The organism is Amphibacillus marinus (genome assembly GCF_900110345.1).
GTDB lineage: Bacteria > Bacillota > Bacilli > Bacillales > Amphibacillaceae > Amphibacillus_D > Amphibacillus_D marinus.
In genome coordinates this window covers 150,945-173,891 of record NZ_FODJ01000008.1, presented here as the reverse complement: position 1 = coordinate 173,891, position 22,947 = coordinate 150,945, and the positions used below count along the sequence as shown (strand labels likewise).

The 22,947-nt window shown below is 37.5% G+C and carries 20 protein-coding genes; 7 read left to right on the top strand and 13 right to left on the bottom strand.

Features of this window, described 5'->3' with window-relative positions:
- Window positions 1-182: 182 nt before the first annotated feature.
- A complete protein-coding gene (locus BM000_RS17100) occupies window positions 183-314 on the top strand; it encodes a hypothetical protein (protein ID WP_281245958.1) in 132 nt (43 codons plus the stop codon).
- Window positions 315-470: 156 nt separating this feature from the next.
- Here the strand turns inward: BM000_RS17100 and BM000_RS11785 are convergent, their stop codons facing one another.
- The 3 genes from BM000_RS11785 to BM000_RS11775 all read right to left on the bottom strand — a co-directional run bounded on the left by BM000_RS11785 (window position 471) and on the right by BM000_RS11775 (window position 3,543).
- A complete protein-coding gene (locus tag BM000_RS11785) occupies window positions 471-1,646 on the bottom strand; it encodes a PDZ domain-containing protein (RefSeq protein ID WP_091498590.1) in 1,176 nt (391 codons plus the stop codon).
- A 281-nt stretch (window positions 1,647-1,927) separates the two neighbouring features.
- Window positions 1,928-2,590 (bottom strand): reverse transcriptase-like protein, encoded by a 663-nt coding sequence (locus BM000_RS11780; RefSeq protein WP_091498587.1) that lies wholly within the window; start codon window positions 2,588-2,590, stop codon window positions 1,928-1,930.
- A 5-nt stretch (window positions 2,591-2,595) separates the two neighbouring features.
- Window positions 2,596-3,543 (bottom strand): MBL fold metallo-hydrolase, encoded by a 948-nt coding sequence (locus BM000_RS11775; RefSeq protein WP_483860456.1) that lies wholly within the window; start codon window positions 3,541-3,543, stop codon window positions 2,596-2,598.
- A 252-nt stretch (window positions 3,544-3,795) separates the two neighbouring features.
- On the opposite strand from BM000_RS11775, the gene BM000_RS11770 reads away from it, so the two are divergent.
- The 4 genes from BM000_RS11770 to BM000_RS11755 all read left to right on the top strand — a co-directional run bounded on the left by BM000_RS11770 (window position 3,796) and on the right by BM000_RS11755 (window position 8,264).
- A complete protein-coding gene (locus BM000_RS11770) occupies window positions 3,796-4,488 on the top strand; it encodes a response regulator transcription factor (protein WP_091498582.1) in 693 nt (230 codons plus the stop codon).
- Window positions 4,481-5,467: a sensor histidine kinase gene (locus BM000_RS11765; protein ID WP_091498580.1), complete on the top strand. Its 987-nt coding sequence runs from the start codon at window positions 4,481-4,483 to the stop codon at window positions 5,465-5,467. Before BM000_RS11770 ends, BM000_RS11765 begins: the two co-directional genes overlap by 8 nt.
- Before the next feature lie 102 nt (window positions 5,468-5,569).
- Entirely contained in the window at window positions 5,570-6,331 is a 762-nt protein-coding gene (locus BM000_RS11760; RefSeq protein ID WP_091498577.1) for an ABC transporter ATP-binding protein, read from the top strand.
- A complete protein-coding gene (locus BM000_RS11755; protein ID WP_091498574.1) occupies window positions 6,321-8,264 on the top strand; it encodes an FtsX-like permease family protein in 1,944 nt (647 codons plus the stop codon). Before BM000_RS11760 ends, BM000_RS11755 begins: the two co-directional genes overlap by 11 nt.
- A gap of 56 nt (window positions 8,265-8,320) precedes the next feature.
- Here the strand turns inward: BM000_RS11755 and BM000_RS11750 are convergent, their stop codons facing one another.
- From BM000_RS11750 to BM000_RS11740, 3 genes are all read right to left on the bottom strand, one after another.
- Window positions 8,321-9,205: a 5'-3' exonuclease gene (locus BM000_RS11750; RefSeq protein ID WP_091498572.1), complete on the bottom strand. Its 885-nt coding sequence runs from the start codon at window positions 9,203-9,205 to the stop codon at window positions 8,321-8,323.
- Window positions 9,206-9,301: 96 nt separating this feature from the next.
- Window positions 9,302-10,666, bottom strand: coding sequence for a class-II fumarase/aspartase family protein (locus tag BM000_RS11745; protein WP_091498569.1), 1,365 nt, complete (start codon window positions 10,664-10,666; stop codon window positions 9,302-9,304).
- A gap of 23 nt (window positions 10,667-10,689) precedes the next feature.
- Window positions 10,690-12,246 (bottom strand): PTS transporter subunit EIIC, encoded by a 1,557-nt coding sequence (locus BM000_RS11740; RefSeq protein WP_091498567.1) that lies wholly within the window; start codon window positions 12,244-12,246, stop codon window positions 10,690-10,692.
- Between the two features lie 187 nt (window positions 12,247-12,433).
- On the opposite strand from BM000_RS11740, the gene BM000_RS11735 reads away from it, so the two are divergent.
- On the top strand, window positions 12,434-13,981 hold the full coding sequence (locus BM000_RS11735) for a helix-turn-helix domain-containing protein (protein ID WP_091498563.1): 1,548 nt from the start codon (window positions 12,434-12,436) through the stop codon (window positions 13,979-13,981).
- A gap of 101 nt (window positions 13,982-14,082) precedes the next feature.
- On the opposite strand, the gene BM000_RS11730 is transcribed toward BM000_RS11735, so the two are convergent.
- Entirely contained in the window at window positions 14,083-14,925 is an 843-nt protein-coding gene (locus tag BM000_RS11730; protein ID WP_091498560.1) for a sugar phosphate isomerase/epimerase family protein, read from the bottom strand.
- Between the two features lie 185 nt (window positions 14,926-15,110).
- Here BM000_RS11730 and BM000_RS11725 point away from each other — a divergent pair, with 185 nt between their 5' ends.
- Window positions 15,111-15,872 carry an IclR family transcriptional regulator gene (locus BM000_RS11725; protein ID WP_091498557.1) on the top strand — a complete coding sequence of 254 codons (762 nt, stop codon included), beginning with the start codon at window positions 15,111-15,113 and terminating at the stop codon, window positions 15,870-15,872.
- 59 nt (window positions 15,873-15,931) lie between these two features.
- On the opposite strand, the gene kduD is transcribed toward BM000_RS11725, so the two are convergent.
- The 6 genes from kduD to yicI form a co-directional block, all read right to left on the bottom strand.
- Window positions 15,932-16,714 carry a 2-dehydro-3-deoxy-D-gluconate 5-dehydrogenase KduD gene (gene kduD, locus BM000_RS11720; protein WP_091498555.1) on the bottom strand — a complete coding sequence of 261 codons (783 nt, stop codon included), beginning with the start codon at window positions 16,712-16,714 and terminating at the stop codon, window positions 15,932-15,934.
- A gap of 27 nt (window positions 16,715-16,741) precedes the next feature.
- On the bottom strand, window positions 16,742-17,572 hold the full coding sequence (gene kduI, locus BM000_RS11715; RefSeq protein ID WP_091498554.1) for a 5-dehydro-4-deoxy-D-glucuronate isomerase: 831 nt from the start codon (window positions 17,570-17,572) through the stop codon (window positions 16,742-16,744).
- A 20-nt stretch (window positions 17,573-17,592) separates the two neighbouring features.
- Window positions 17,593-18,603, bottom strand: coding sequence for a sugar kinase (locus tag BM000_RS11710; protein WP_091498551.1), 1,011 nt, complete (start codon window positions 18,601-18,603; stop codon window positions 17,593-17,595).
- A gap of 14 nt (window positions 18,604-18,617) precedes the next feature.
- Window positions 18,618-19,250 (bottom strand): bifunctional 2-keto-4-hydroxyglutarate aldolase/2-keto-3-deoxy-6-phosphogluconate aldolase, encoded by a 633-nt coding sequence (locus BM000_RS11705; protein ID WP_091498548.1) that lies wholly within the window; start codon window positions 19,248-19,250, stop codon window positions 18,618-18,620.
- Window positions 19,251-19,877: 627 nt separating this feature from the next.
- Window positions 19,878-20,492, bottom strand: a complete 615-nt coding sequence (locus BM000_RS11700; RefSeq protein ID WP_091498546.1) for a hypothetical protein — start codon at window positions 20,490-20,492, stop codon at window positions 19,878-19,880.
- 131 nt (window positions 20,493-20,623) lie between these two features.
- Window positions 20,624-22,939: an alpha-xylosidase gene (gene yicI / locus BM000_RS11695; protein ID WP_091498543.1), complete on the bottom strand. Its 2,316-nt coding sequence runs from the start codon at window positions 22,937-22,939 to the stop codon at window positions 20,624-20,626.
- Window positions 22,940-22,947: the final 8 nt, after the last annotated feature.

Below are 22,947 nucleotides of genomic sequence, written 5' to 3'. Positions count from 1 at the left end.
AAGTGATTTGTTCCCATAGGAGTCTACGGGACTGCTGAATGCTTGATGATAGGTATGCTTACCCCTTCTTTTATTTGTGTGAGCATAAATTGAAAGATTAAATACGTTTAAGTATGTATTAGGACTGTCCATTGATAACGCAGACACCTAACTAGATCTACATAATTAAGTGGAGACAGCCAATGGGCGAGACTCCGGAAGGAATAGCATCAGCCGAAGATCCACTTGAGGAGCGCTTTTTGCTACTCAAGTTAGCTGAGGCGATGCCTTCGGAAAGAGAGTCCATTGGCTGCCGGAACGGATCACTGTTCTAACCTTAATCGTTGCCCTGGTGATCGACTATCATTTTCTTAATGTTCGTATATTCATCTCTTATCAGTAATTATGAAATTGACTCACTTTTAAAAAAATTAGAAAAAACCAAGCAGGCATAACTTGTGACTGCTTGGTTTTTCTTTAAGTTTGCATGCCTATGCCAATCGATCTTGATGATCAACGGCGAAAATGACACCTAACTCATGATGATCACCCTGATAGAGTGGGCGCTGTAAGAAACGAATTTCACCTCGCTGATCAACGACATCAAGCTTACATAATGTTAAATTAACCTGAAGTGCTTCATAGAAATCATTAGGTGTGCCAATTGTCATTCCATTCACCTTCACAATCGTATCACCTACAACAAGCTCCATATCGACAGCCGGGGAGCCTGGCATGATGGCTAACACTTTGATACCATCTTGACTTGGCATAAACATAGCATTCTTATGTTGCTCGTTAACTTTCAAGCGATAGGCGAGCCACTCTCGCCCTGCTAGACCTACAATTACACTTATTAAGGAGAAAATAGCATAATAATAGCCAATAAGCGAAGTGGCAATAACTAGTAATCCGAGCATTAATAAATATTGACTGAGTCTTCCGGTTACCTGCTCTGGTAGACTAGATTTAACCACATGTTCAAAGCCAATAATAAATGGGAAAATAAGCAAACCGTAAGTTTGATTGTTAATTTCGAGAACTGGCCACCAATCTGCCATCACTACTAAATCCCCGATTGGCCAAAGCATCACTAATGGAATTAATGCTATTCGTTTAAGCCGATGCTGCCCAATATATTTACCTCGATACCCGCGAATTAATTCAGGAAATGTTTGTTCAGGTCTAATTGAGTTCACCATTGCAGCTTCTATTACCAAGAACGCACCCATCAATGTGGTAAAAACAATCCAGTGCAAGTTTGTCACTTCTCCTTGAAGTACTACTGGTAAATAGGATTGATAATATGGGAAGAGCAAGAGTATAATTGCGGTAAATCCAAATATGTAAGCACTTGATAAAAAAGTGAATTTTTTATTTAATGAGAATAGCATAGTTATTGTAATAATTCCAATTAACATTAAGTAATGAAGTGTTGCACCCAGAACTAACACAATTAAAGAAAACAGGCATCCATAGGCTAATCCTTTTAATTTAAAGCCATAAAGCTCATCAAACATGGGGTAAATTTTATGACCAAAGCTTTTCCGTTCTCTTTTTATCCGCATCTGAGAGGCGAGAAAGACAATTAGGAGAAACCAGTATAACAGTGGATTCACTATTAGACGCAAACAAGCCTTTGCAATTTCTATCAACCAAACTTCCATTTTATTACCTCCAGCTATATCCAAGCTATTTTTATTACCTCTATTGTTAATCAAGTATAACTGTATACATTAATCAATAGTTATATTTTCGCTAAAAATTCATTAATTCCTGCCAACGTTTTGACTCTTTTAAATATATCATATAAATTCACTCGATAGACTGATATCTTGTTAAAATAACTCTGTTAAAATAAGTAAAAGAAAGCCGCCCACCAACAATAAAAAGCCAATCCTCAATGTGGTTGATCCACTGTGACTCCACAATTCAGATGGCTTTTCATTTATTCATTATTAATTTTAAATCGACTTTCTATTGCTTCTCCTTTTAGGGCTTGACCCGCTAAACGATCCGCTTCATTATTCTCTTTCCGGTTTAATTCTTTGTATTGTCCCTTTAGGTTTAACTGAGCTAAGCTGGCTTCGATCTGATCCGCCCAATAATTTAATTTTGGATCATGGCAAGGCCATTCCCCAGCAAGCTGGTTAATAACAACCTTTGAATCACCCAAAATTTTAATTGATTGATGGCTAATCTGATAATGTCCTAACTCATTAATTCCAAATGCTAATGCGGCATACTCCGCTTCATTATTCGATTGCAACTGTTCAAGACAGGCATTTTTTCGGACTCGATAATGACAATCGTTTTGCTGATAATAAATGACAATTCCTAGTCCTGATTCTTTGGTCTCATGATTAAAACCGCCATCAAAATATAATTCAACAAACTGGGGGCGTTGTTTATCCACCGCTATTTGCTTCTGCAATTGTTTATAATTATAACTATAACCGTGCTCATCTTCAAAATTGATCAATTGTGTACGACCAGTCTTAATAAGGTCAGCAGCAATCTTAAGTGCTTGGTCAGCTATGATCGGAGCAGATTTAAAGCTTACTTGCTCACCCGTTATTGCTTGATAATCAAACTGGAGTGTAACTTCCATCCTGCTCAGTCCTTCTTATTTAATAAATATTCAACAATACCTTGAGCACAAATAGTTAAGTCAAAGCGAATGTAATCAAATACGGTTGGATCACTAATATCCGACTCAATCTCAACCCGGTTAAAAAGTGCCTCTGCAACAAGTTCAGATAGTGTCTCAAAGTCAGCATGTGAATGTTTTTCAACAATTCGCTCACTAATTTTCAAATAACGGTTTAACCACTCGGCCAACTGATGATATACATGATCAGGATAGTCTGATTTTCCATAATGACCAAAATAAATAGTATTAACATTCAATTCACGAACTCTTTTCATTGATGAGAGCATTGCGTTTGGGTCAAACTGGTTTGGCGATGTTGACGGGAGAATAAGCTCAGTCCCATTGGTCATCGAAGTCGGGTAAAGGATACCCAGCGTATCACCAGTAAAAATAGCATTAGTTAGACTATCGTGAATTGATAAGTGATGCTTTGCATGTCCAGGCGTATCATAGAAAGTCAGGATACGATCACCCCCTAAGTCTAAAGTGTCTAAATCTGCTTTCACTACAAGTCGGTGATTGGGGACCGGCAAAATCGGATCAAATAATTCACTAAAACTATTTCCATAGATCGCTTTAGCACCAGCGATAAGACGTGAAGGGTCGGCTAAATGTCGCTCTCCCCTTGGATGGACAATAACAGTTGCATTTGGACAAGACTCTAAGAGCAAACCTACACCACCTGCATGATCTAAGTGAATATGTGTGACAATAATGTACACGATGTCTTCCGGCTTAATGTGCAAGCGTTTTAAACCAGCTAAAAGATAGGGAATTGATGGACTAGCACTTGTTTCAATAATCGTTGGCTTTTCTGCTGGTAATATGTATGATGCTGTACGCTCTGACAAGCTTAAATCATTTAAGTCAATTATTTCAATCGGTTGATTTTTCATTATTTTATCCTCCATTTAAGATTCTTAAATTAATTATAACAATAATTGGATGAGTTCTCCAACCGATGCATAAATTAATCGCAAATGGCCTATTCCCTTTTTAGGTGACTTTATAACGCCTTTTTCAAAAATTCTACTAGTTAGATCATTAAATGTTAGTATATACGTTATAGTAAAAACCATTACTAACTCTAGTAAACAGCTAGCGATTATTAATTAACTTTAGTACAATGGCTTTACACACTAACAAAAAGCGTGGTGATAGCAATGCGTATCTTACTAATTGAAGATGACCGCACCTTATGTGATGAAATTAAGGAAAGACTAACAAGTTGGTCATACCAAGTGTTTACTATTGATGATTTTTCCAAAGTCATGGAGACATTCACAGAAACTAAGCCAGAACTTATTATTATTGACATTCAACTACCTAAGTTTGATGGTTTTCATTGGTGTCGCTTGATTCGCGATCATTCAAGTGTACCAATTATCTTTCTCTCCTCAAGAGATCATCCTACTGATATGGTCATGTCGATGCAGCTCGGCGCTGATGACTATATTGAAAAGCCATTTAATTTTGATGTGCTAATCGCTAAGATTCAAGCCATTCTTCGACGCGTTTATCGTTATAGCACGGAGACGAGCCAGCTTAGAACGTGGCTAGGGGCGACAATTGATCTTGAAAAAAATGAAATCTCCTATAAGGATCACAAAATTGAGCTTACAAAGAATGAAGCATTTATCTTAAATCTACTACTAGAAAACCGTAATAAAATTGTGACTCGTGATGCTTTAATTGAAGCACTCTGGGACGATAGTCGCTTTATTAGTGATAATACTTTAACGGTAAATGTAAATCGATTAAGAAAGAAACTAGCAGAGATTGCACTTGGGCACTATATTAAAACAATGGTTGGTCAAGGTTATCTTGCCCTTGATGAGGATAGAGACCATGCTTAAAACATATATCAAGGAAAAGAAAAGTTGGCTCTTACTACTCCTTTCCCTACAATTACTTATTATTTTATTTGCAATTATTGATCCAACTATACCGATAACAAGTGCCTTTTACATCGTAACCATTGCCCTAGTGACGATTGTCATCTTTTTCTTTATTCGCTATCCTAAGGAAACGACATTTTTAAAAGCACTAAGTGAGCAACGTGAGCAACTAGAGCCAAGAACAGCTTTTCAAGAATCTATTTATGCGGCTTGGCAAAATAAAGCCATTCTATACGAGCAGACTCTATCAAAGCAACATCTCCAGATTGAAGAAGAAAAAGATCAAATTCTTAGCTGGATTCATGAAGTAAAAACACCACTTACAGTAATGAAGCTAATGATCGATCGAATTGAAGAACAGTCAATTAAGCAAAGCCTGACCTATGAGTGGTTAAGAATTCACCTACTCTTAGACCAACAGCTACACCAAAATCGAATGGACACGATTGAAAATGACCTATTTATTGAGACTGTTGACTTATCAGCAATTTTAACAGCTGAGATTAAGCCATTAATTGCTTGGTGTCGCCAAAAGGAAATTGGCTTTGAGCTTGATTTGAATATTAAGCAAGTTATTAGTGATTCAAAATGGCTAGCCGTTTTACTTAGACAACTAATCACCAATGCTGTTAAATATAGTGAGAATAATACAATTATGATAAAAAGCATTCATACAAATGACATGACCCAAGTTATTATTTCCGATAGCGGAAAGGGAATTGCTAATAAAGATATTCCTAGAATCTTCGATAAAGGCTTCACCTCAACAACAGAACACGATAATAACGCATCGACAGGGATGGGGCTATATCTCGTCAAAAGAATCTTGCCTCATTTAAAGATGACAATTGAAGTCAACTCAACCCTTCATGTTGGGACAACCTTTACTTTGACTTTCCCAAATAAAAATGCCTTTTTAAATATAACGAGCATGTGACAACATTGTCACATGCTTTGCCATTTTGTTCGTTATTATGCAGGATGTTATGATGACGAACTTTTATAATTTAAGTAACAATAAATGAAGAGGTGGAACAATATGTCGATTTTACAAGCAACTAAAATTCATAAAAGCTATGGAAATAAGTTCAACCGACAAGAAGTTTTAAAAGGAATTGATTTAACAATTGAAGAAGGTGAGTTCATAAGCATTATGGGTGCATCAGGATCAGGTAAAACAACGCTGCTAAATGTCTTATCGACAATTGATAAACTTACAAAGGGATCATTTCATATTGGGACACAAAATATGACTCGCCTGAAGGAAAAGCAATTAGCAGCCTTTCGCAAGGAACATCTCGGCTTTATTTTTCAAGACTATAACCTACTAGATACATTAACCGTTAAAGAAAACATTTTACTACCTTTATCAATTAGTAACATCCCTAAAAAAGAGGCACGTGCTCGATTCGAACTGATTGCTAATGAATTAGGTCTAACTCAAATCGCTAATAAGTATCCTAATCAAATTTCAGGTGGGCAGAAACAACGGACTTCTGCTGCCCGCGCTTTTATTCATCAACCACGAATCATTTTCGCTGACGAACCAACGGGAGCACTTGATTCAAAAGCTGCATCAGATTTGCTGAATAAGTTAAGTGAGCTTAATCAAACACGACAAGCAACCATTATGATGGTTACCCATGATATGACTGCAGCAAGCTACTCAGGCCGCGTGATCTTTATTAAAGATGGTCGAATTTATACGCAACTCAACAAGGGCGATCAATCACGAAAACAATTTTATGAAGATATCATGAGTACTCAGGCAGTACTAGGTGGTGTAAACCATGACAGTTAGTCGCTTAATATTTCAAAATTTGAAAAAAAACATTACCAATTATTACTTGTATGTCTTTGCGTTAGTTTTTAGTGTAGCGCTTTATTTCTCATTTGTTACCCTGCAATATGACCCATCAATGGATCAAGCTAGTGGGTCAGTTCGGGGGGAAGCAGGGATCAGAGTTGCATCTATTTTACTTTTTGCCATTGTTGCGATTTTCCTACTCTACGCAAATCGTTTATTTATTAAACGACGGAGCAGAGAAATAGGTCTATTTCAGTTAATTGGCATGAATAAAAACCGGATTTTTCGAGTGCTACTTTTTGAGAATAGCGTGATCTATTTCACCTCAGTTTTAATAGGTATTTTAGCAGGTTTATTAATGACAAGATTTGTTATGCTTGTTTTGTTTTACGTCACCGGCGTAGATGAAGTGGCGAGCTTATCGTTCGCTCCACAAGCATTTAGACAATCGTTAATTGTTTTTTCTAGTGTTTTTCTGTTAATCCTAATTGGAAACTATGTATTTATAAAAAAACATACACTATTAAAGCTTTTTCAAGTAGAGGGCTCGACAGAGAATAAAGCAAAACGCTTCTCATTTATTGAAGCTCTTATTGGATTAGTAGGTTTTTTCTTAATTGGACTTGGCTATTATGTATCACAGCTTCTTTTTGATGGGACATTGTTTGAGAGTGGCACCAATTTAATGGTTGTTATGCTATTAATTCTGACATCCGTTATTCTTGGAACCTATTGTTTCTTCAAAGGGTCAATCGGCTTCATCCTAAATATCGTCCGCAAACGGCTATCAGGTTACTTAAACATCAAGCAAGTAATGAGTCTTGCTTCAATCATGTTTCGAATTAAATCAAATGCCCTATTGTTAACAATCATTACAACTGTGTCTGCGTTAGCAATTGGGTTGCTGTCATTAAGCTACATTACCTATTACTCTGCTGATCAAACAGCACAGAACAATGTTGCAGCAGATTTTGCCTTTACAAGTCAATCAAGTGCTGAACAATTTGAACAGACTTTAATTGACCAAGGCATTACTTATCAGCAGATTTCTCGTCAGGTTATTTATGCCGAGGTGGAAATTGACGAAGAGATGCCCAATGCTTCACTCTTAATGAATGAATCAAGACTTGAAGTTGCGGCTATATCTAGTGCAGAAGTGGATGACGTATCGCTGGCAGAGGGTGCGATATTGTTTTCAGGTATGGATCCTATCGCCGAGGTCATCCTTAACTTTGAAAATGTTGAAACAATCTCTTGGTTTGGGCAAGAAATTGATAATAGCGAACAATCCGTTAGCGTTGAATCCGACAGTTACTTGCCCTATACCATGACTAGATTTGGCGCTCCAGTTGCCATTGTTCATGATGACACATTTCAATTACTAGCTGACAATTTAGATCCGTCGCTTCAACGGGAGGCTAATACTTTTTACGGCTTTACTGTTGCCAATTCTGAGGAGTTAAACATTGCAAATGAGCTTTTTAACAAAGAAATTTTTGAAGACACACCTGGGCCGTTATCTCGGCTGAATTTAAGACAAGAACAACGGGAAGCAACAGGATTAGCCATGTTTATCGTCGGTTTTCTTGGCCTAACCTTTTTAATCACCTCAGGATGTATTCTGTATTTTAAGCAGATGGATGAAAGTGAAAGTGAGAAAGGAAACTACACCATTTTAAGAAAAATTGGCTATACTGAACAAGATTTAACTGAAGGGATAAAAGTTAAGCAGCTTTATAATTTTGGCTTTCCTTTACTACTGGGGTTAAGTCATAGCTTCTTCGCTGTACAGTCCGGCTGGTTCTTCTTTGGTTCAGAAATGTGGACGCCGATGTTAATTGTAATGGGCATTTACACCATGCTCTATTCGCTATTTGGACTGTTATCTGTCGGCTATTACAAGCAAGTAATTAGAAGAGCGCTTTAAAGCTAGTTAATAAACAAACCGTTGATTAACCTGTCAACGGTTTGGTTAACTTTCACTTAACTAATCCGAACCTTCACCTCAAGCTGATGAAGTGTTTGTTTAACAAGCTCTTTCTCAAAAGCTAACATCATTCTTTCATCAGTAAATAATGTTTGGTGCTCGATCAGACAGTTTATCGTAACGAGTTCCTTGCTAATTCGGGCAGACTCTTTACCTGCAATCAGCTTTTTCTGATAACGGTTATACTTTGGATCAAGCTGGTCGACACGCTCATACAACTGTTCAATTGTTTGATAGTCCTGAATTAACGGCAGCGCTGATTTCGCCCCAACTCCAGCTACCCCTGGTACATTGTCACTGGCATCGCCTAGCAAAGCTTTTACATCGATCCATTGCGCAGGCTCAATACCATATTCATCCTTAAAGTGTTGCAAAGTATATGTTATTTCCGTTCGCTTTTGGGCAATAATTTGTGAGGTTCGTGGTCCGAGGAGTTGTAGTAAATCTTTATCATTACTATAGATTAAACATGTCCTCCCCTCACTACTTGACCATTGTCGTGCTAGTGTTCCAATTAGATCATCCGCTTCATAAGGTGCAAGCGTTAATTGATAGACACCTATTTTCTCAAGATATTGTGTTAAAGTTTCATATTGCTGGATGAGTGGAAACGGTAATTCTCCACGGGTTGCTTTATAAAAATCATACTTTTGCCGTCTTGCTGTTTCTTCCCGTTTTACATCCCAAGCAATAGCTAGATGCGTTATCTCATGCTCCTCAATAAGATTAAACAGCTTTTGAAAAAAAACACGGAGTGCATTGGTATACAACCCACTACTGTTTCGACTTAATTGCTCTTCACTTTTATTATAAGCAGTTGCAAAATAACCTCGACTTAACAAATTAAAGCCATCTATGATCAGTAATCGTTCTTTACTCATAACCTAAACCCCTTTTTTAAAAGTTAATTTAGTTCATATTATAACATAAAAGCACAGCTAATCAGGCTGGTTAACATCCTGATTGGCTGTGCTTTTTTAGTCAGCTAAGAGCTTGTTAGCATAGCGATTGGCTAGTAAGGCCATATCCTCTGCTATTTCGGTAGCTAAGCCAGTATAGCTAGCAGGTGAAATAAGTTCCTCGAGCTCCGCTTTAGTGAAGTGGTTAGCAATATACGGATCTTCTAATAAATTAGTTAAGAAATCTTCGTTATAAGCTGACGTTCTAATAGCAATTTTATAAATGAGCTCGTGAGCTTGATCTTTTCCTAGTTTTTCAGCGACCTTCATCATTAACCATTCGCTATTATCAAGTCCCTTATTTAACCAGGCATTCTTTTGCATCCGTGCGTCATGAATGGTAATTGTACCTGTTAGTTCTTCAAATCGTAGTAGAATCTCAGTCGTTAATTGAATAGCCTCCTCAATCACACCATCAAATAAAAGATAGGTACTACTATCACCCTCAAACATTCTGGTAGCAGAATGAAGTAAAGGGTTGAGTAGACTATATAATTTTTGCGAATTTGCAATAATCCCTTTCGCTAGCTTTGGATTAATTTTATGTGGCATTGTGCTGCTACCAACAGTTCCTTCTTTAAAACCTTCAGCAACCTCGCCAATTTCTTCTAATGAGGTATAATAAACTTCTTCAGCCATTTTATTACAAACATTACACAAGAGTGATAAATTCATTAGATATTCTATTTTGGGCGTATGAATTGAGCGTGATGGCACTCTCATTTCTGACATTCCTAATAGCTCTGCTACCCGTTTTTGTACTTGTCGCCCATGTTCCGGCGCAGTGCTAAATGTCCCAACTGCTCCACCCATCATGACCGCAAACACGCGTTTTTCTGATTCAATTAACCGATCAATGCCATCAATCAGCTCACTAATCCAAACAGATGCCTTATATCCATAAGTAATCGGGGTCGCATGACGTCCATGGGTTCGACCTGGCATGACCGTTTTCTTATGCTTATCAGCGAGGTTAGCTAAATTCTTTAGCGAATCACTTAAAATGCATTTAAACTTCTTATGAACCTGTTTAACTGTATAGAACTGAGCTGTTTGTTGAATATTTTGCGTTGTTACGCCGTAATGGACGTACTTTCCACTCTCTTCTGGACATGCTTTAACAAGAACTTTCAGAAATGGAACAAACACATGGCCAATCTCTCGATAAATGCGATTCATCTCATTAAAGTCAATATTCTCAATTTTTGCGGCTACTTTAATGTCTGCGGCTGCTTGTTTGGGAATAACGTCAAAATCAGCTTGTGCCTGAGCTAAGGCCGTTTCAACATCTAACCATGATTGATACTTGTATTCTTTCGTCAGTAATTGCTTAATTCCCCGATCATTAATCGAAAAGCTTTTGGAATCGTATAGTGCTCGCATTATTATCCCCCTCCACACTTTCACTATTTTTTTAATAAATCATCTATTTCATTTCTGACAAATTCAACATGTGGCCCAAAGACAATATGAATATGTTTTTTCTTCGGAAAGAAGAAGCCTGATGAACCTGATTCTTTAATTAATTTGTCATTAAACTTATCCTGATCTTTAAGATCAATTCGTAAACGAGAAACACAATTATCGACATTGACAATATTGGCTCGACCACCCAATGATTCAATAACAAGTTCAGCAATTCTATCATACTTCTTTTCATTTAACAGCGTAACATCACGGTTTTCTTCTTCACGACCAGGGGTCGTAATGTTAAATCTTTTAATCACATATTTAAAAACAAAATAGAAAACAATGAAATTAAGGATACCAATGATTATTAAATTAAACCAACCCGTGTTTTCATATAGTAAACCAAAGATACCGAAGTCAAAGATGGTGCCACGAATATAGCCAATTGAGATATCCCAGATACCTAATGGAATCGTTGTAATTCCCACCAAAATGATATAGAGCAAATAAAGTAGTGGTGAAATAAACATAAATGAGAACTCTAATGGCTCAGTAATATTACCTAAAAAGGCGGTTAAGACAATCGTCAGGATAACACCCTTAGCAATGGTTTTATTTTTGGCAAAAGCGGTATGGTACATGGCCAGCCCAATAGCGGGTACTCTGAATAGTGTTGTTAGCATTTGCCCACCTGCTAGGTAGGGTGAGATCGTTGGCATAATCCGATTCCAGCTTTCATGTGATGGGCCTAGATCAAATAAAACTTGATTCATCGCATTTAAAATACCAACCTGCTGCACACCTTCAATAACGTAGATACCACCAGCTTCGGTAAACCTTACTACTGATGCCAATACATGATGAAGACCAAGTGGAATTAGAGCACGATTTAATAACCAATAAATACCCGGTCCAAATGGTTCATTCATTAATATTGGTGAGATAAAAATAAGCGCACTAGTAAACAGACCCCAAATAAACGGTAATACTAAACCAATTGGGATGGTATAGAGAAAGGTAAGAATAAGCACAGACTTCTTACCGCTAAAAAATGCAAAAGCTAACGGCAATCTCAATCTGTAGAAGCGATCCGTTACATAGGCGGCCAATAGACCAGCAATGATTCCACCTGCAACATCAATTCTTATTGTTTGAATCCCTAATACCGTTGCTTGACCAACTTCAGCCATGACATCTGGCTCTGCCATCGTACCGGTAACGGTCAGATAAACATTCATAACCATCAGTAGCGTTAAGTAACTAATGATTGAAGAAAAAACAGCAATCCCTTTTTCGTGCTTAGACATGCCGTAGGCCACACCCATGGCAAATAAAATTGGAATATTACTAAAGATGACAGATGATATTTGTTGAGCACTTCGCAGTATGGTTTGTAATGTTTCATTATCTAATATTGGAAAAGTCTCAATCATATAGCCTTGCGTAAACGCTCCCATTAAGCCCATAATCATACCAACTGGCGCCATAATACCGATGGGTAAGAGTAAAGAGCGGCCAAACGTTTGAATAGCAGTCTTGAAATTTGATTTCATTTGGTTCTCCCCTTTAAGTCATGTCTTTAATAATTTTAGTAGCGCGCTTACCAAATTATAGCTTGATTATATAAGAGCTAGTACCGGCCAACAAGGTTACATTATGAAATAGAACGCTTTCACATTGTAACCGTTTGATTGTGTTATACTTCTACATAAAGCTAACACTAGAGGGGAAACGAATACGATGAATAAAGCACATATTTTTATTGTCAATCGCCTACAAGAATTAAAAACACTTCAGTTGGAACAAGCTGAAGCCTTATTTAAGCTCTCATCCTCTAGTATTTACCGTTATACTCATGAAATTAATGAGCAATTGCCAAAAGATAAATATATTATTATTCATGACTTAAATGTTGTGTCAAATCTGCATTATGAGGATTATCTAGCCTTTGTTAAACAACTTACTTTTCAAAACTATTCACCGTCACAGCTTGAGCGATTCCAATATTTATTAGTCGTTAGTTTTTTTAACAAAACCATTAATCTTTCAAAGATTTATGATAAATTAGGCTTAAGCCTCTCAACAAAGAAAAAGGACCGGAAGCAGTTTAGTGACTACCTAAACGCAATAGACTTAACACTTAAACCGATTCCCGGGAAAGGTGTACGAATTGAGGGGAATGAATTTCAATTAAGAGCCCGAGTAAGTCATATTCTAGCTCGATTGATAGAAGTTAATAGCGAAGGGCTGCTTTATCAAAGACAAGCAAACAATCCCATTGAACGTGAAATTTTCCATGCCTGTTTTAATCCGATTTTTACTAGACATACAGATGCTATTCAACATCTGTTAAGTTTTTTACCAGCACAAGACCTATTTATTAGTTATCCGTCAAAAAAATATTTAATTAGCTTTGTTTGTCTGTCCCATTATCGCATTTCGCTTGGTAAAGTGATTGATGTACCACTTCATTCACCTTTAGAAATTAGTCAATATCAATTCTCGCAGAATAGTATTGAAAATAGCCATTTTAATTTAGTACTCTGTGGCCAAGATTTTAAACAGGTGGAGCCGATAAAGTTAGATGCATTATTAGCCGATATTGTCAAAAAACTAGTTGACGATGTCGAACAAAATATTATTACTACCTTTCACAAGAAAGAATCCCTTTGCACTGAGGCGTATTCATTCCTGTATCGATGTATTCTCAGAAACTTATGCAGCTTTGATTTCTTTGATGATAAGCTGTTACTTGCCAAGGAAGAGTACATTAATTTATTTCACGTTATTGCAAGACATATTAAAGCATTTGAATCAACTTATTTGCCCTTAAAGGAAACACAACTGGCTACTTTAACATTAATTTTCAGACAGCACATTATCAAAAATAAGCTAGCAGGACGCAATCGAAAGAAAATAATTATTGTCACAAACTCTGCCAAAGAAAAAACAAATTTCTTTATTGAACTGTTGAAGCAAGTTGTTGAAATAGACGTCTTAGCTAGTATTCATATTAACGAGCTTGACTTGTTAACAGACGTAGAATTTGATTATCTCATAACATTCTCAAATCGGATTTCTGCTATCCTATACCAAAGAAAGTATAACATTCTAAAGCTAAACTACTTTATTAGGGATCAAGACATTCAGCACCTGCTTCAACATGGCTTCTCTGATAACGCTAGACGCAAGTTGCTTGCATCAGATTTCGCTAAACAATTGCAACAACTGGACGACGACCAAATAGAGGATTATTTAACAGCAAATTACCCTGATTACTTTCTATAGTTGTATTGCATTGGTAGGCTTAAAATAACACTGCCATCCCTCGCTTAGGCGCTTCCGCTTGTTCCAGACATTTCAGTTTGAAAACAAGCGGAACGACACCCTTATAAGATCTGCTCAAACAGCCGCTTAAGATAAGCAATGCTTTCTGTGATAAAAGGTTCTTTCGTGTTTTCTAAGAGAATAGGAATAAGTGGCTTATCCGGGTATAGCTTATTAATTAAGTATTGATAATCTAGCCAGCCATGTCCAACTGGAACAACCTTTATGTGATTATCTTTAACAATAAAATCCTTGGCATGAATAATAATAATTCGCTCACCAAAAAGTTCAAAAGCCTGATCAATCATTTTTGTCTGACTCTGATAATTTTCTATTGTTAAAAAATTAACCGGGTCAAACACAACCTGAAGATGATTAGAAGGTATTTGCGTAATTAATTTGTGCATCATCTCGGGTGAATAAATCGGATGATTTACACCGCCTTCAATGCCCACGATTACACCAAAGCGCTCGGCTTCCTTCACTAGCTCATTGACACTTTCGACGACAAGTTGAAATGCCTCTTCAGTGAAATTATCCTCCGTATAGCCCATTTGACTATGAATGTTACCAGTCTCTGTAGCAACGATACTACAATGAAAATCACGAGCAAAGCGAATATGCTCCTTAAAATAAGCAAGTGCCTCTTGACGTTGTTCGACGTCAGGATGAATCATATTAATATAGCAACCAAGCACTGCGATATCAACATTATCGCTCCGAAATTCATTCGCTATTGTTTTAGCTAAACCCGTATTTAAGCTACCTAACTTAATGGGCCATTCCTTTATTGATTTTTTCAAAGCAAGTTGAATGGCGCTTATTTGTAAAACGGCTAGCTGTTTACTCAGGTCGTTTAGATTGTCACTATCAATATCATGCGCTCTTATACCTATATTCAACATTCCTCACCTTCCTTTTCTTTATTAATTCAATCAATTAAACATTGCTAACCTTATTCATTTAGTTTATAATTTCCATATAAAAAAAAGAGTTTCCTAATAGGAAATAAAATACAATTACTACTATTAGATGTACTTGACTTGTTGCTTTTTAAAAAATGTGTTGTAAGAATAATGGAGGAATCTAAATGGTTCAACAAAAACAACCGTACGGCAGTGTGCTAATAAAAGCTGACTATATTCTAGAGTTTTTATCACAGCATAATAATCCACAACGGCTAAGTGATATCTCGAAACAAACAAAACTGACAAACTCAACTGCATTAAAAATTCTAAATACGTTATTAATGATTGGTTATGTTCAAAAAGATCCAGACACTAAAATGTTTAGTCTAGGGCCTCGTTTAATTAAATATGCAAATAAAAGCTTACATCATATTAGCATTAAACAACTAGCTCAGCCCCATTTAGAAACCTTACAGGAGGCAACTTCAGAGACTGTGCACTTGGGGATTCATGAAATGGGTCAGATTAAATACATTGCCAAAATTGAAAGCAAAAAGCCTGTCTCACTCTATTCAGAAATAGGTAAGTCAATTCCATTATATTGTTCGGCAATGGGGAAAGCTGTCCTCGCTGATTTCACAAATTCAAAGGTAAACGCGTATATTGATTCGCATGTATTTGAAGCTAAAACAACCAATACGATTACCACAAGAAAAGCCCTTCTTAATGAGATAGAGCAAACCAAGGTACAAGGCTATGCTTTTGATAACGGTGAGCATGACTTAGATGTTTTCTGTGTTGGCAGCAGTATTACAGTAGACAATAAAAACTACGGGGCAATAAGTGTCAGTTTACCAAAGTATCGTCTAACAGATGAAGTTCTTGAGCAAATAATAAAAAGCATCTTGATTTGCAGACAAGCAATCATTAACGAACTAAGCTAACAGTAAACAGCAGCAGACCCAAACAATTTGGTCCGCTGCTGTTTTTTAAAATAAGTAGTTTATCTGGCTAACCAACCGCCATCAATTGCTAAAATATGACCATTAACATAATCCGAAGCGCGACTCGATAGGAAGACAACTGTTCCCATTAAATCTGCTGGTTGCGCCCAGCGTGCAGCTGGAATTCGCGATAATATTTCAGCATTTCGTTTCTCATCAGCACGAATTGGTGCTGTATTAGCTGTTGCTACATAGCCAGGGGCAATTGCATTAATTTGAATGTTATGTTCCGCTAGTTCATTTGCAAAGGACTTGGTCACGCCTGCGACCGCATGCTTACTTGCAGTGTATGGCGGTACAAATTTTCCACCCTGGAAAGTTAGCATTGAACAGATATTAACAATTTTCCCGCTTTTTTGCTTAACCATTTCTTTTGCTACCTCTTGACTAAGTAAGTACACCGCATTTAAGTTAATATCCATTACGGCATCCCAGTCTTCTGGTTTATATTCTAATAATGGTGCACGACGAATTGTACCGGCATTATTAACAAGAATATCAATTCGGCCATATGCTTCAATACAGTTAGCCACAACATCCTTAAGTTGGTCCCGGTCTGTTAAATCCGCTTGAAAAAAGACAACCTTTCTGCCCTCAGCTTCAATCAGCTCACGTGTTTCTTCCCAATCCTGATCGTAGCTTACCACAAATAGATCAGCACCAGCCTTTGCTAACGCAACTGAATATCCTTGCCCGAGTCCGGTATTACCGCCAGTGACAATCGCAACTTTATCCTTTACTGAAAATAAATCAAGTGAAAAATCCTGTAATGATTCAACCATTTTATTTAGCCTCCCGACAAATTTTTATTATTTTAAGCGACTCATTTCAATGTGATCCATATCATCATAAGTAATATTCTCGCCACACATTCCCCAAATAAATGTATAATTGTTTGTTGCCACACCGGTATGAATTGACCAACTTGGTGAAATAACTGCCTGTTCATTTGCTAGCACTAAGTGACGTGTTTCTTCAGGCTCACCCATAAAGTGAAAAGCACGTGTCTCCGCTTCCATATCAAAATACAGATAAACTTCCATCCGTCGCTCATGGGTATGTGCAGGCATTGTATTCCAGGCGCTACCAGGGCTCAGCATCGTATAGCCCATTTGGAGCTGACAGCTCTCACAATTATTGGGGTGGACATACTGATAAATCTTTCTTTCATTTAAAGTGGCTGGCTCTCCTTTTTCCAAAGGGGTCATTTTATTAATATCTAATTTAACAGTTGGATACTGGTGGTGTGCTGGTGTTGAATTGAGATAAAATTTAGCTGGATTCTTTGCATCCTTGGAACGGAAAAGAATTTCTTTAGTTCCTTTTCCAACATATAAACCATCTCTGTTTTTCACTTCATATTCCTTACCATCAAGTGTTACAAAGCCGTCAGCACCGATATTAATAAGACCAAGCTCTCGTCTTTCCAAGAAATAGCTTACCCCTAGCTCCTTATCGAGCTTAATTGTCAGCTCCTGATCTGTTGGTGTAGCACCACCAAAAATCATCCGATCGTGGTGCGTATACGTTAACGTCACCTCTCCTGGAACAAAAATAGATTCAACTAAAAATTGCTTCCTTAATTCATCTGTTGTTAAACGCTTAATCCCCTCTGGGTCAGTTGCATAACGTGTTTCCATTCCTATTGCCTCCTTAGCAGTTATCTTGAAATTTGATTCTCGCTACTCATTTGACTTTTAATTTCTTCTTCACTAACTAAATTTGCGTCGCCTTTAATCGTGTGCTTAAGTACCGAAGCAGCCGTGGCAAAAGACACAATTGCATCTGGATTCCAATCTTTAATAATACCGTGAAGCGTTCCAGCTACGAATGCATCCCCCCCTCCAACTCGATCAATAATATGATCAATATCAAAGATTCTAGATTGATAGATTTCATTATTGGTATAAAGATAGCCTGTTAATCGATTATGCGAAGCAGATAAATTCTCACGCTTTGTTGATAAGAGATACTCAATATTGGGATAATCATCAGTTAGCAGCCGATAATAATTGTATAGTTTATCCTTATACGTAAGATGGTCAGGTTGCTGAGCATAATTAAATAAATAGACCATGTCTAGCTCACCACACGAGCAAATGTTCACATATGGCAATAAGCGCCGTAACACTGTACCAGCTTGCTCTTGTGACCACAATTTACCTCGATAATTACAATCAAAACTTACTTTAACATTTAGGGTCTGTGCCCGTTTAAATAGCGCTTCAACCATTTTGATTAGACTTTCTGATAAAGCAGGTGTAATACCCGTCACATGTAAAATCGATGTATCTGATAGCAGGGCGTCAAAATCCCAATCATGTTCTACTGTCTGTGAAAAACTTGAATGCTTTCGATCATAAATAACCTGTGAACCACGATTTCCAGCACCGACTTCCAAGTAATATGTTCCGAGTCGCTCACCACCAAGTTGAACTAGGTCAGTTGCAACATTCATTGCCTTTAAATACTGAATAATGCCTTGCCCTAAATGATTATTGGGAACCTTTGAGGCAAATGCTGTTTGGTGACCAAGCTGGGCTAGCGATACGGCTACATTAGCCTCGGCTCCACCATAATGAAGCGTTAACTGATTTGACTTACTTAGACGCTGCCCTTGATCAGTTGAAAATCTAGCTAATATCTCACCAAAGGTCACAATTTTTTTCATAATAGCTCCCTTCCTTAATCAGTAATTTTCGCTACATATTTGTTAGCCTGCTCAGTAACGCCTTCTAATGAGCCTAGCTTTTCTAACGAGGTTAAATTACTCCCTATTCCAACCGCAACAGCACCTTTGTCTAACCAAGTCTTAATATTGTCAAGGTCAACACCACCAGTAGGCATAATTTGCACATGTGGAAGCGGTCCCTTTACAGCTTGTATATAAGCTGGCCCAGCTAAGTCACCAGGAAATAGCTTTATAACATCAACACCATATTTGAGCGCCTCCTGCATTTCTGTAATGGTGACACAGCCTGGTAGATAAGGAATGTGATAAGTATTACAAAGCATTGCTGTTTCGCGATCAAATGCTGGACTAACAATAAACTGTGCCCCTGCTAGAATAGCTATTCGTGCCGTTACAGCATCAAGCACAGTACCAGCTCCGATAGTTATATCAGTATCTTGATATTTCATTGCCAATTGCTCAATGACTTGTGTTGCACCAGGCAAGGTAAAGGTTACTTCTATTCCTTTTATTTCTCCCTTTATGCACGCTTCTGAAACCTGTAACGCTTCTTCAGGAGACTTACCTCGAACAACAGCAACAAGCTTGTTTTTTATTAGGTTTGACAAAATGGTGTGTTTTTTCAAAAAAGACTCTCCTTTTTTCCTATTTGGAAATTAATTTTATTATAAAGAAATTATAAGTCTATTATAGCGAAACGCTTTCTTTTTTTCAACCAGGAAATTTATAAACTCGTTTCTTTCGAGAATAAAACCCTCATGCTTGTGACTTTAGGTGAAGTTTCCAGTGCGATATATTAACCCAAAATGCTTTTAATTACACACGATGTGAACAAACTAGATGAGGAATGCATATTAAAATTGATTTAATCATTGTGAAAACTCAACTAAGTGGAGATAAGCAATGGATGAGACTCCTGCGGGAATAGGATGCGCTGATGATCCAATTTTGTAGCGTGTCTTTCTTCACAAAGTGGTGGATGTTAGACTCAACCTGTCATGTCCTATGACAACGTCTAACTGACCTACGTCCTATCGGCCCGAAGCTAGCCCCGAGGAAAGTAAATCCATTGCTTATTGGAACGACATAGCGCGCCAACCTGAAAAGAAAGCTATCATTATCGACTCTCCCAAACACGGTCAAAGCTTAGTGACTATTTTCAGAATGCGAAAGGTGAGGTTATAAGAAAAACCTCTAAACATATGGTTCTGGAAACCAATGTTTAGAGGTATAAACAAATTATTAGATTTTGGTTATTCTTGAATAAGTTGTTCAATTAAAGTTATTGCTTCCTCATGCTGTCGACCAGAAGCAACAAGAAAAATATAGCTATCAGTAAAGCCGTCATATTGAGTAAGTACGTGATTAGAGCTGGTACTTATCCCATATACATCAGACTCAATTAATAATAGCTCAATAGCTAAATTATTTAGTTGATTAATAAGCTGTTGATCATCAAAGGGGATCAGTATCTCTTCTTCAATAAGTTGTTCTGCAAAAGGCAAAGGTGAAATAAGCAGATCAACTTGTCCGACTCCAATTGTGGTTGCAAGCCGCTCAAGCATCTGTAAAGCTTGGTCCTCAATAATGCCACCTTGATGATAAAAATGATCAAATAAAAGTGGATGGGGAGAAGTATTTAAAGAATCAAAATCATTTTTTAACTCATCAACCTGCGTTAAGCTTGACTCGCTAATAATGGTGAGACCGATAGGATCAGGATCCTGATTAATTATACTATCAGCAACTAACCAAACAAAGGCGATTAAGAAGATAAAACCAAAGATAACGAGCTTATAATATTCCCAAATGTAATCAATTTTTTCTTTTGTTGACATTCCTTTAATCGCTTCTCGGAACTTTACCATAGTTCACCTCAACTGATTTGTAAACGGGCACTTAGTATCATAAGTGCCCGTTTACTAATGTTGCTAAATCTTATTAAATAATGTAGAGAAAACACGCATCCCTACCGTAAAAATATCGGTTTTTAATTTACCTATAGACTGATCGTAAATGTATCAGTTTGAGCTGGGACTTCAATAATTATATTGCCATTCTGATGTACTACCTCACCTGCTGAAACAGATTGAATGGCGTCTATGCCAACTAACTCTATACGGTATGATTTATCAGAATGTGCTGCTAATACGGTAATTGTATCACCTTTTTTAGCAATCGTAAATTCATTGGCCAACTTGCCAGTGTAATCAACGACAGGTGTCTTCAGATTAGCACCTTCCGCAATCTGATACAGTTTTAAGGTAACCGAATCAGCATAGTCATAAACAGGCTTCTGATCACTATTTCCAACTGGAAGAACCGTATTTTCTCGGACAAACAGTGGTAGACTAAAATAATCATATTTCTCTTTAATCCACGTACCACCATCTATGGTTTCTCCAGTAAGTAAGTGCGTCCACTTTCCTTTTGGTAGGTAAAAAGAGCCGATGCCCTCTTCATTAAAGATAGGAGAGACAAGAATGTCGTCACCAAGCATATATTGACGGTCAAGTGTTTCACATAAAGGATCTTCTGGAAATTCAAGAATCATTGAGCGCATTACAGGTACGCCTGTTTTATTATTTTCAACGGCTTGGCGATATAAATATGGCATTAAGCTGTTCTTTAGTTTAGTAAAATGACGGGCCACATCAACTGCTTCATCATCAAAATTCCAAGGAACACGATACGATGAGCTACCATGGAAACGACTGTGGCTTGATAGTAGTCCAAATGCCGTCCAACGTTTAAAAACATCTGGTGATGCTGTATTCTCAAACCCACCAATGTCATGACTCCAATAGCCAAAGCCTGATGTCGTTAATGACAATCCACCTCTTAAGCTCTCAGCCATTGCTTCATAGGTCGAATCGCAATCGCCACCCCAGTGCACCGGGAATTGTTGACCTCCGGCTGTTGCAGAACGTGCAAAGACAACTGCTTCTTCTTCACCCTTAACTTCTTTTAATAAGTCAAAGACCACTTGGTTATATAAATGTGCATAATAGTTATGCATTTTCTCAGGGGTTGAGCCATCATAATAAACAACATCTGTCGGAATACGCTCACCAAAGTCAGTTTTAAATGAATCAACACCCATTTCAATTAATTTACGCAGGTGATCTTGGAACCATTTAACTGCTTCAGGATTGGTAAAGTCAACAATACCCATACCGGCTTGCCAGCGATCCCACTGCCATGTGTCACCATTAGGCTTTTTAATTAAATAACCATTTTCATGCGCTTCGTCAAACAATGGCGATTTTTGTGCAATGTATGGATTAATCCACACACAGATTTTCAAGTCTTTCTCTTTAAGTCTTGTCAGCATCCCTTCTGGGTCCGGGAAATTGTTGCGATCCCAAATGAAGTTTGTCCATTCAAACCCTTCCATCCAAAAACAATCAAAATGAAAAACGCTTAATGGAATGCCACGATCTGCCATACCATCAACAAAGTGCGTTACTGTTTCCTCATTATAGTTTGTAGTAAATGAGGTAGATAACCACAAACCAAATGACCATGCCGGTGGTAAAGCTGGGCGGCCTGTTAATGCTGTATAGCGACTAACGACTTCTTTAGGAGTTGGTCCATTAATCAAATAGTAATCAAGCTTTTCACCTGGCACACTGAACTGTGAGCGGGATACAAGTTCTGAGCCTAATTCAAAGCTCACTTTTTCAGGGTGGTTAACAAAAATACCATAGCCTTTACTTGATAAATAGAATGGTACGTTTTTGTATGATTGCTCTGAGCTAGTACCGCCATCCTCATTCCAGATCTCAACAGACTGACCATTTTTGACAAATGGGGTGAAACGCTCACCAAGACCATACAAGTGCTCACCTACTGTCAGTTTATGCTGACCACGCATGTAAGTTGTTTCTTCAGGTCCTTCAATCCAAGCAAGACCTTTTTGATCAGAAACCGTTAATAAGCCTGCTGCATTTTCAAAGACAAATTGAAAATGTTCTTTATTAACCGTTAATTTTAAGCCCCCGCTAGAAAAAATAAGTGATTCATTAGTATCGTCGATATTCAGAGCTTTCTCTTGGTCTGCAACAGTATAATTCGGATATTTAGGTTTCTCACCTTGGTAATGCCAAGCTTGAACACGAATAACGTCTTCAAGCGGTGCTGATAACTTAATCGTAAGTAATGGCCCATCTAATGTATCACCGCGGTGATTAATATACTTACATGGTGTAAAAAGCGTTAGACTTTTGTCTTCAACCCGATAATCATAAACAACTCTTGGGAAATGAATTTGATAGCCTTCTCTTACTAGCCAGTTTCCATCTGTAAATTTCATAACATCTT

What these genes read in the sequence shown, in the direction of transcription:
- kduI (WP_091498554.1), bottom strand. Translation starts at nt 17,572, where the DNA reads ATGGAAACACGTTATGCAACTGACCCAGAGGGGATTAAGCGTTTAACA.
- BM000_RS11775 (WP_483860456.1), bottom strand. Translation starts at nt 3,543, where the DNA reads ATGGAGGATAAAATAATGAAAAATCAACCGATTGAAATAATTGACTTA.
- BM000_RS11765 (WP_091498580.1), top strand. Translation starts at nt 4,481, where the DNA reads ATGCTTAAAACATATATCAAGGAAAAGAAAAGTTGGCTCTTACTACTC.
- BM000_RS11740 (WP_091498567.1), bottom strand. Translation starts at nt 12,246, where the DNA reads ATGAAATCAAATTTCAAGACTGCTATTCAAACGTTTGGCCGCTCTTTA.
- BM000_RS11700 (WP_091498546.1), bottom strand. Translation starts at nt 20,492, where the DNA reads ATGGTAAAGTTCCGAGAAGCGATTAAAGGAATGTCAACAAAAGAAAAA.
- BM000_RS11750 (WP_091498572.1), bottom strand. Translation starts at nt 9,205, where the DNA reads ATGAGTAAAGAACGATTACTGATCATAGATGGCTTTAATTTGTTAAGT.
- BM000_RS11780 (WP_091498587.1), bottom strand. Translation starts at nt 2,590, where the DNA reads ATGGAAGTTACACTCCAGTTTGATTATCAAGCAATAACGGGTGAGCAA.
- BM000_RS11725 (WP_091498557.1), top strand. Translation starts at nt 15,111, where the DNA reads ATGGTTCAACAAAAACAACCGTACGGCAGTGTGCTAATAAAAGCTGAC.
- yicI (WP_091498543.1), bottom strand. Translation starts at nt 22,939, where the DNA reads ATGAAATTTACAGATGGAAACTGGCTAGTAAGAGAAGGCTATCAAATT.
- BM000_RS11785 (WP_091498590.1), bottom strand. Translation starts at nt 1,646, where the DNA reads ATGGAAGTTTGGTTGATAGAAATTGCAAAGGCTTGTTTGCGTCTAATA.
- BM000_RS11770 (WP_091498582.1), top strand. Translation starts at nt 3,796, where the DNA reads ATGCGTATCTTACTAATTGAAGATGACCGCACCTTATGTGATGAAATT.
- BM000_RS11755 (WP_091498574.1), top strand. Translation starts at nt 6,321, where the DNA reads ATGACAGTTAGTCGCTTAATATTTCAAAATTTGAAAAAAAACATTACC.
- BM000_RS11730 (WP_091498560.1), bottom strand. Translation starts at nt 14,925, where the DNA reads ATGTTGAATATAGGTATAAGAGCGCATGATATTGATAGTGACAATCTA.
- BM000_RS11710 (WP_091498551.1), bottom strand. Translation starts at nt 18,603, where the DNA reads ATGAAAAAAATTGTGACCTTTGGTGAGATATTAGCTAGATTTTCAACT.
- BM000_RS11745 (WP_091498569.1), bottom strand. Translation starts at nt 10,666, where the DNA reads ATGCGAGCACTATACGATTCCAAAAGCTTTTCGATTAATGATCGGGGA.
- kduD (WP_091498555.1), bottom strand. Translation starts at nt 16,714, where the DNA reads ATGGTTGAATCATTACAGGATTTTTCACTTGATTTATTTTCAGTAAAG.
- BM000_RS11735 (WP_091498563.1), top strand. Translation starts at nt 12,434, where the DNA reads ATGAATAAAGCACATATTTTTATTGTCAATCGCCTACAAGAATTAAAA.
- BM000_RS11760 (WP_091498577.1), top strand. Translation starts at nt 5,570, where the DNA reads ATGTCGATTTTACAAGCAACTAAAATTCATAAAAGCTATGGAAATAAG.
- BM000_RS17100 (WP_281245958.1), top strand. Translation starts at nt 183, where the DNA reads ATGGGCGAGACTCCGGAAGGAATAGCATCAGCCGAAGATCCACTTGAG.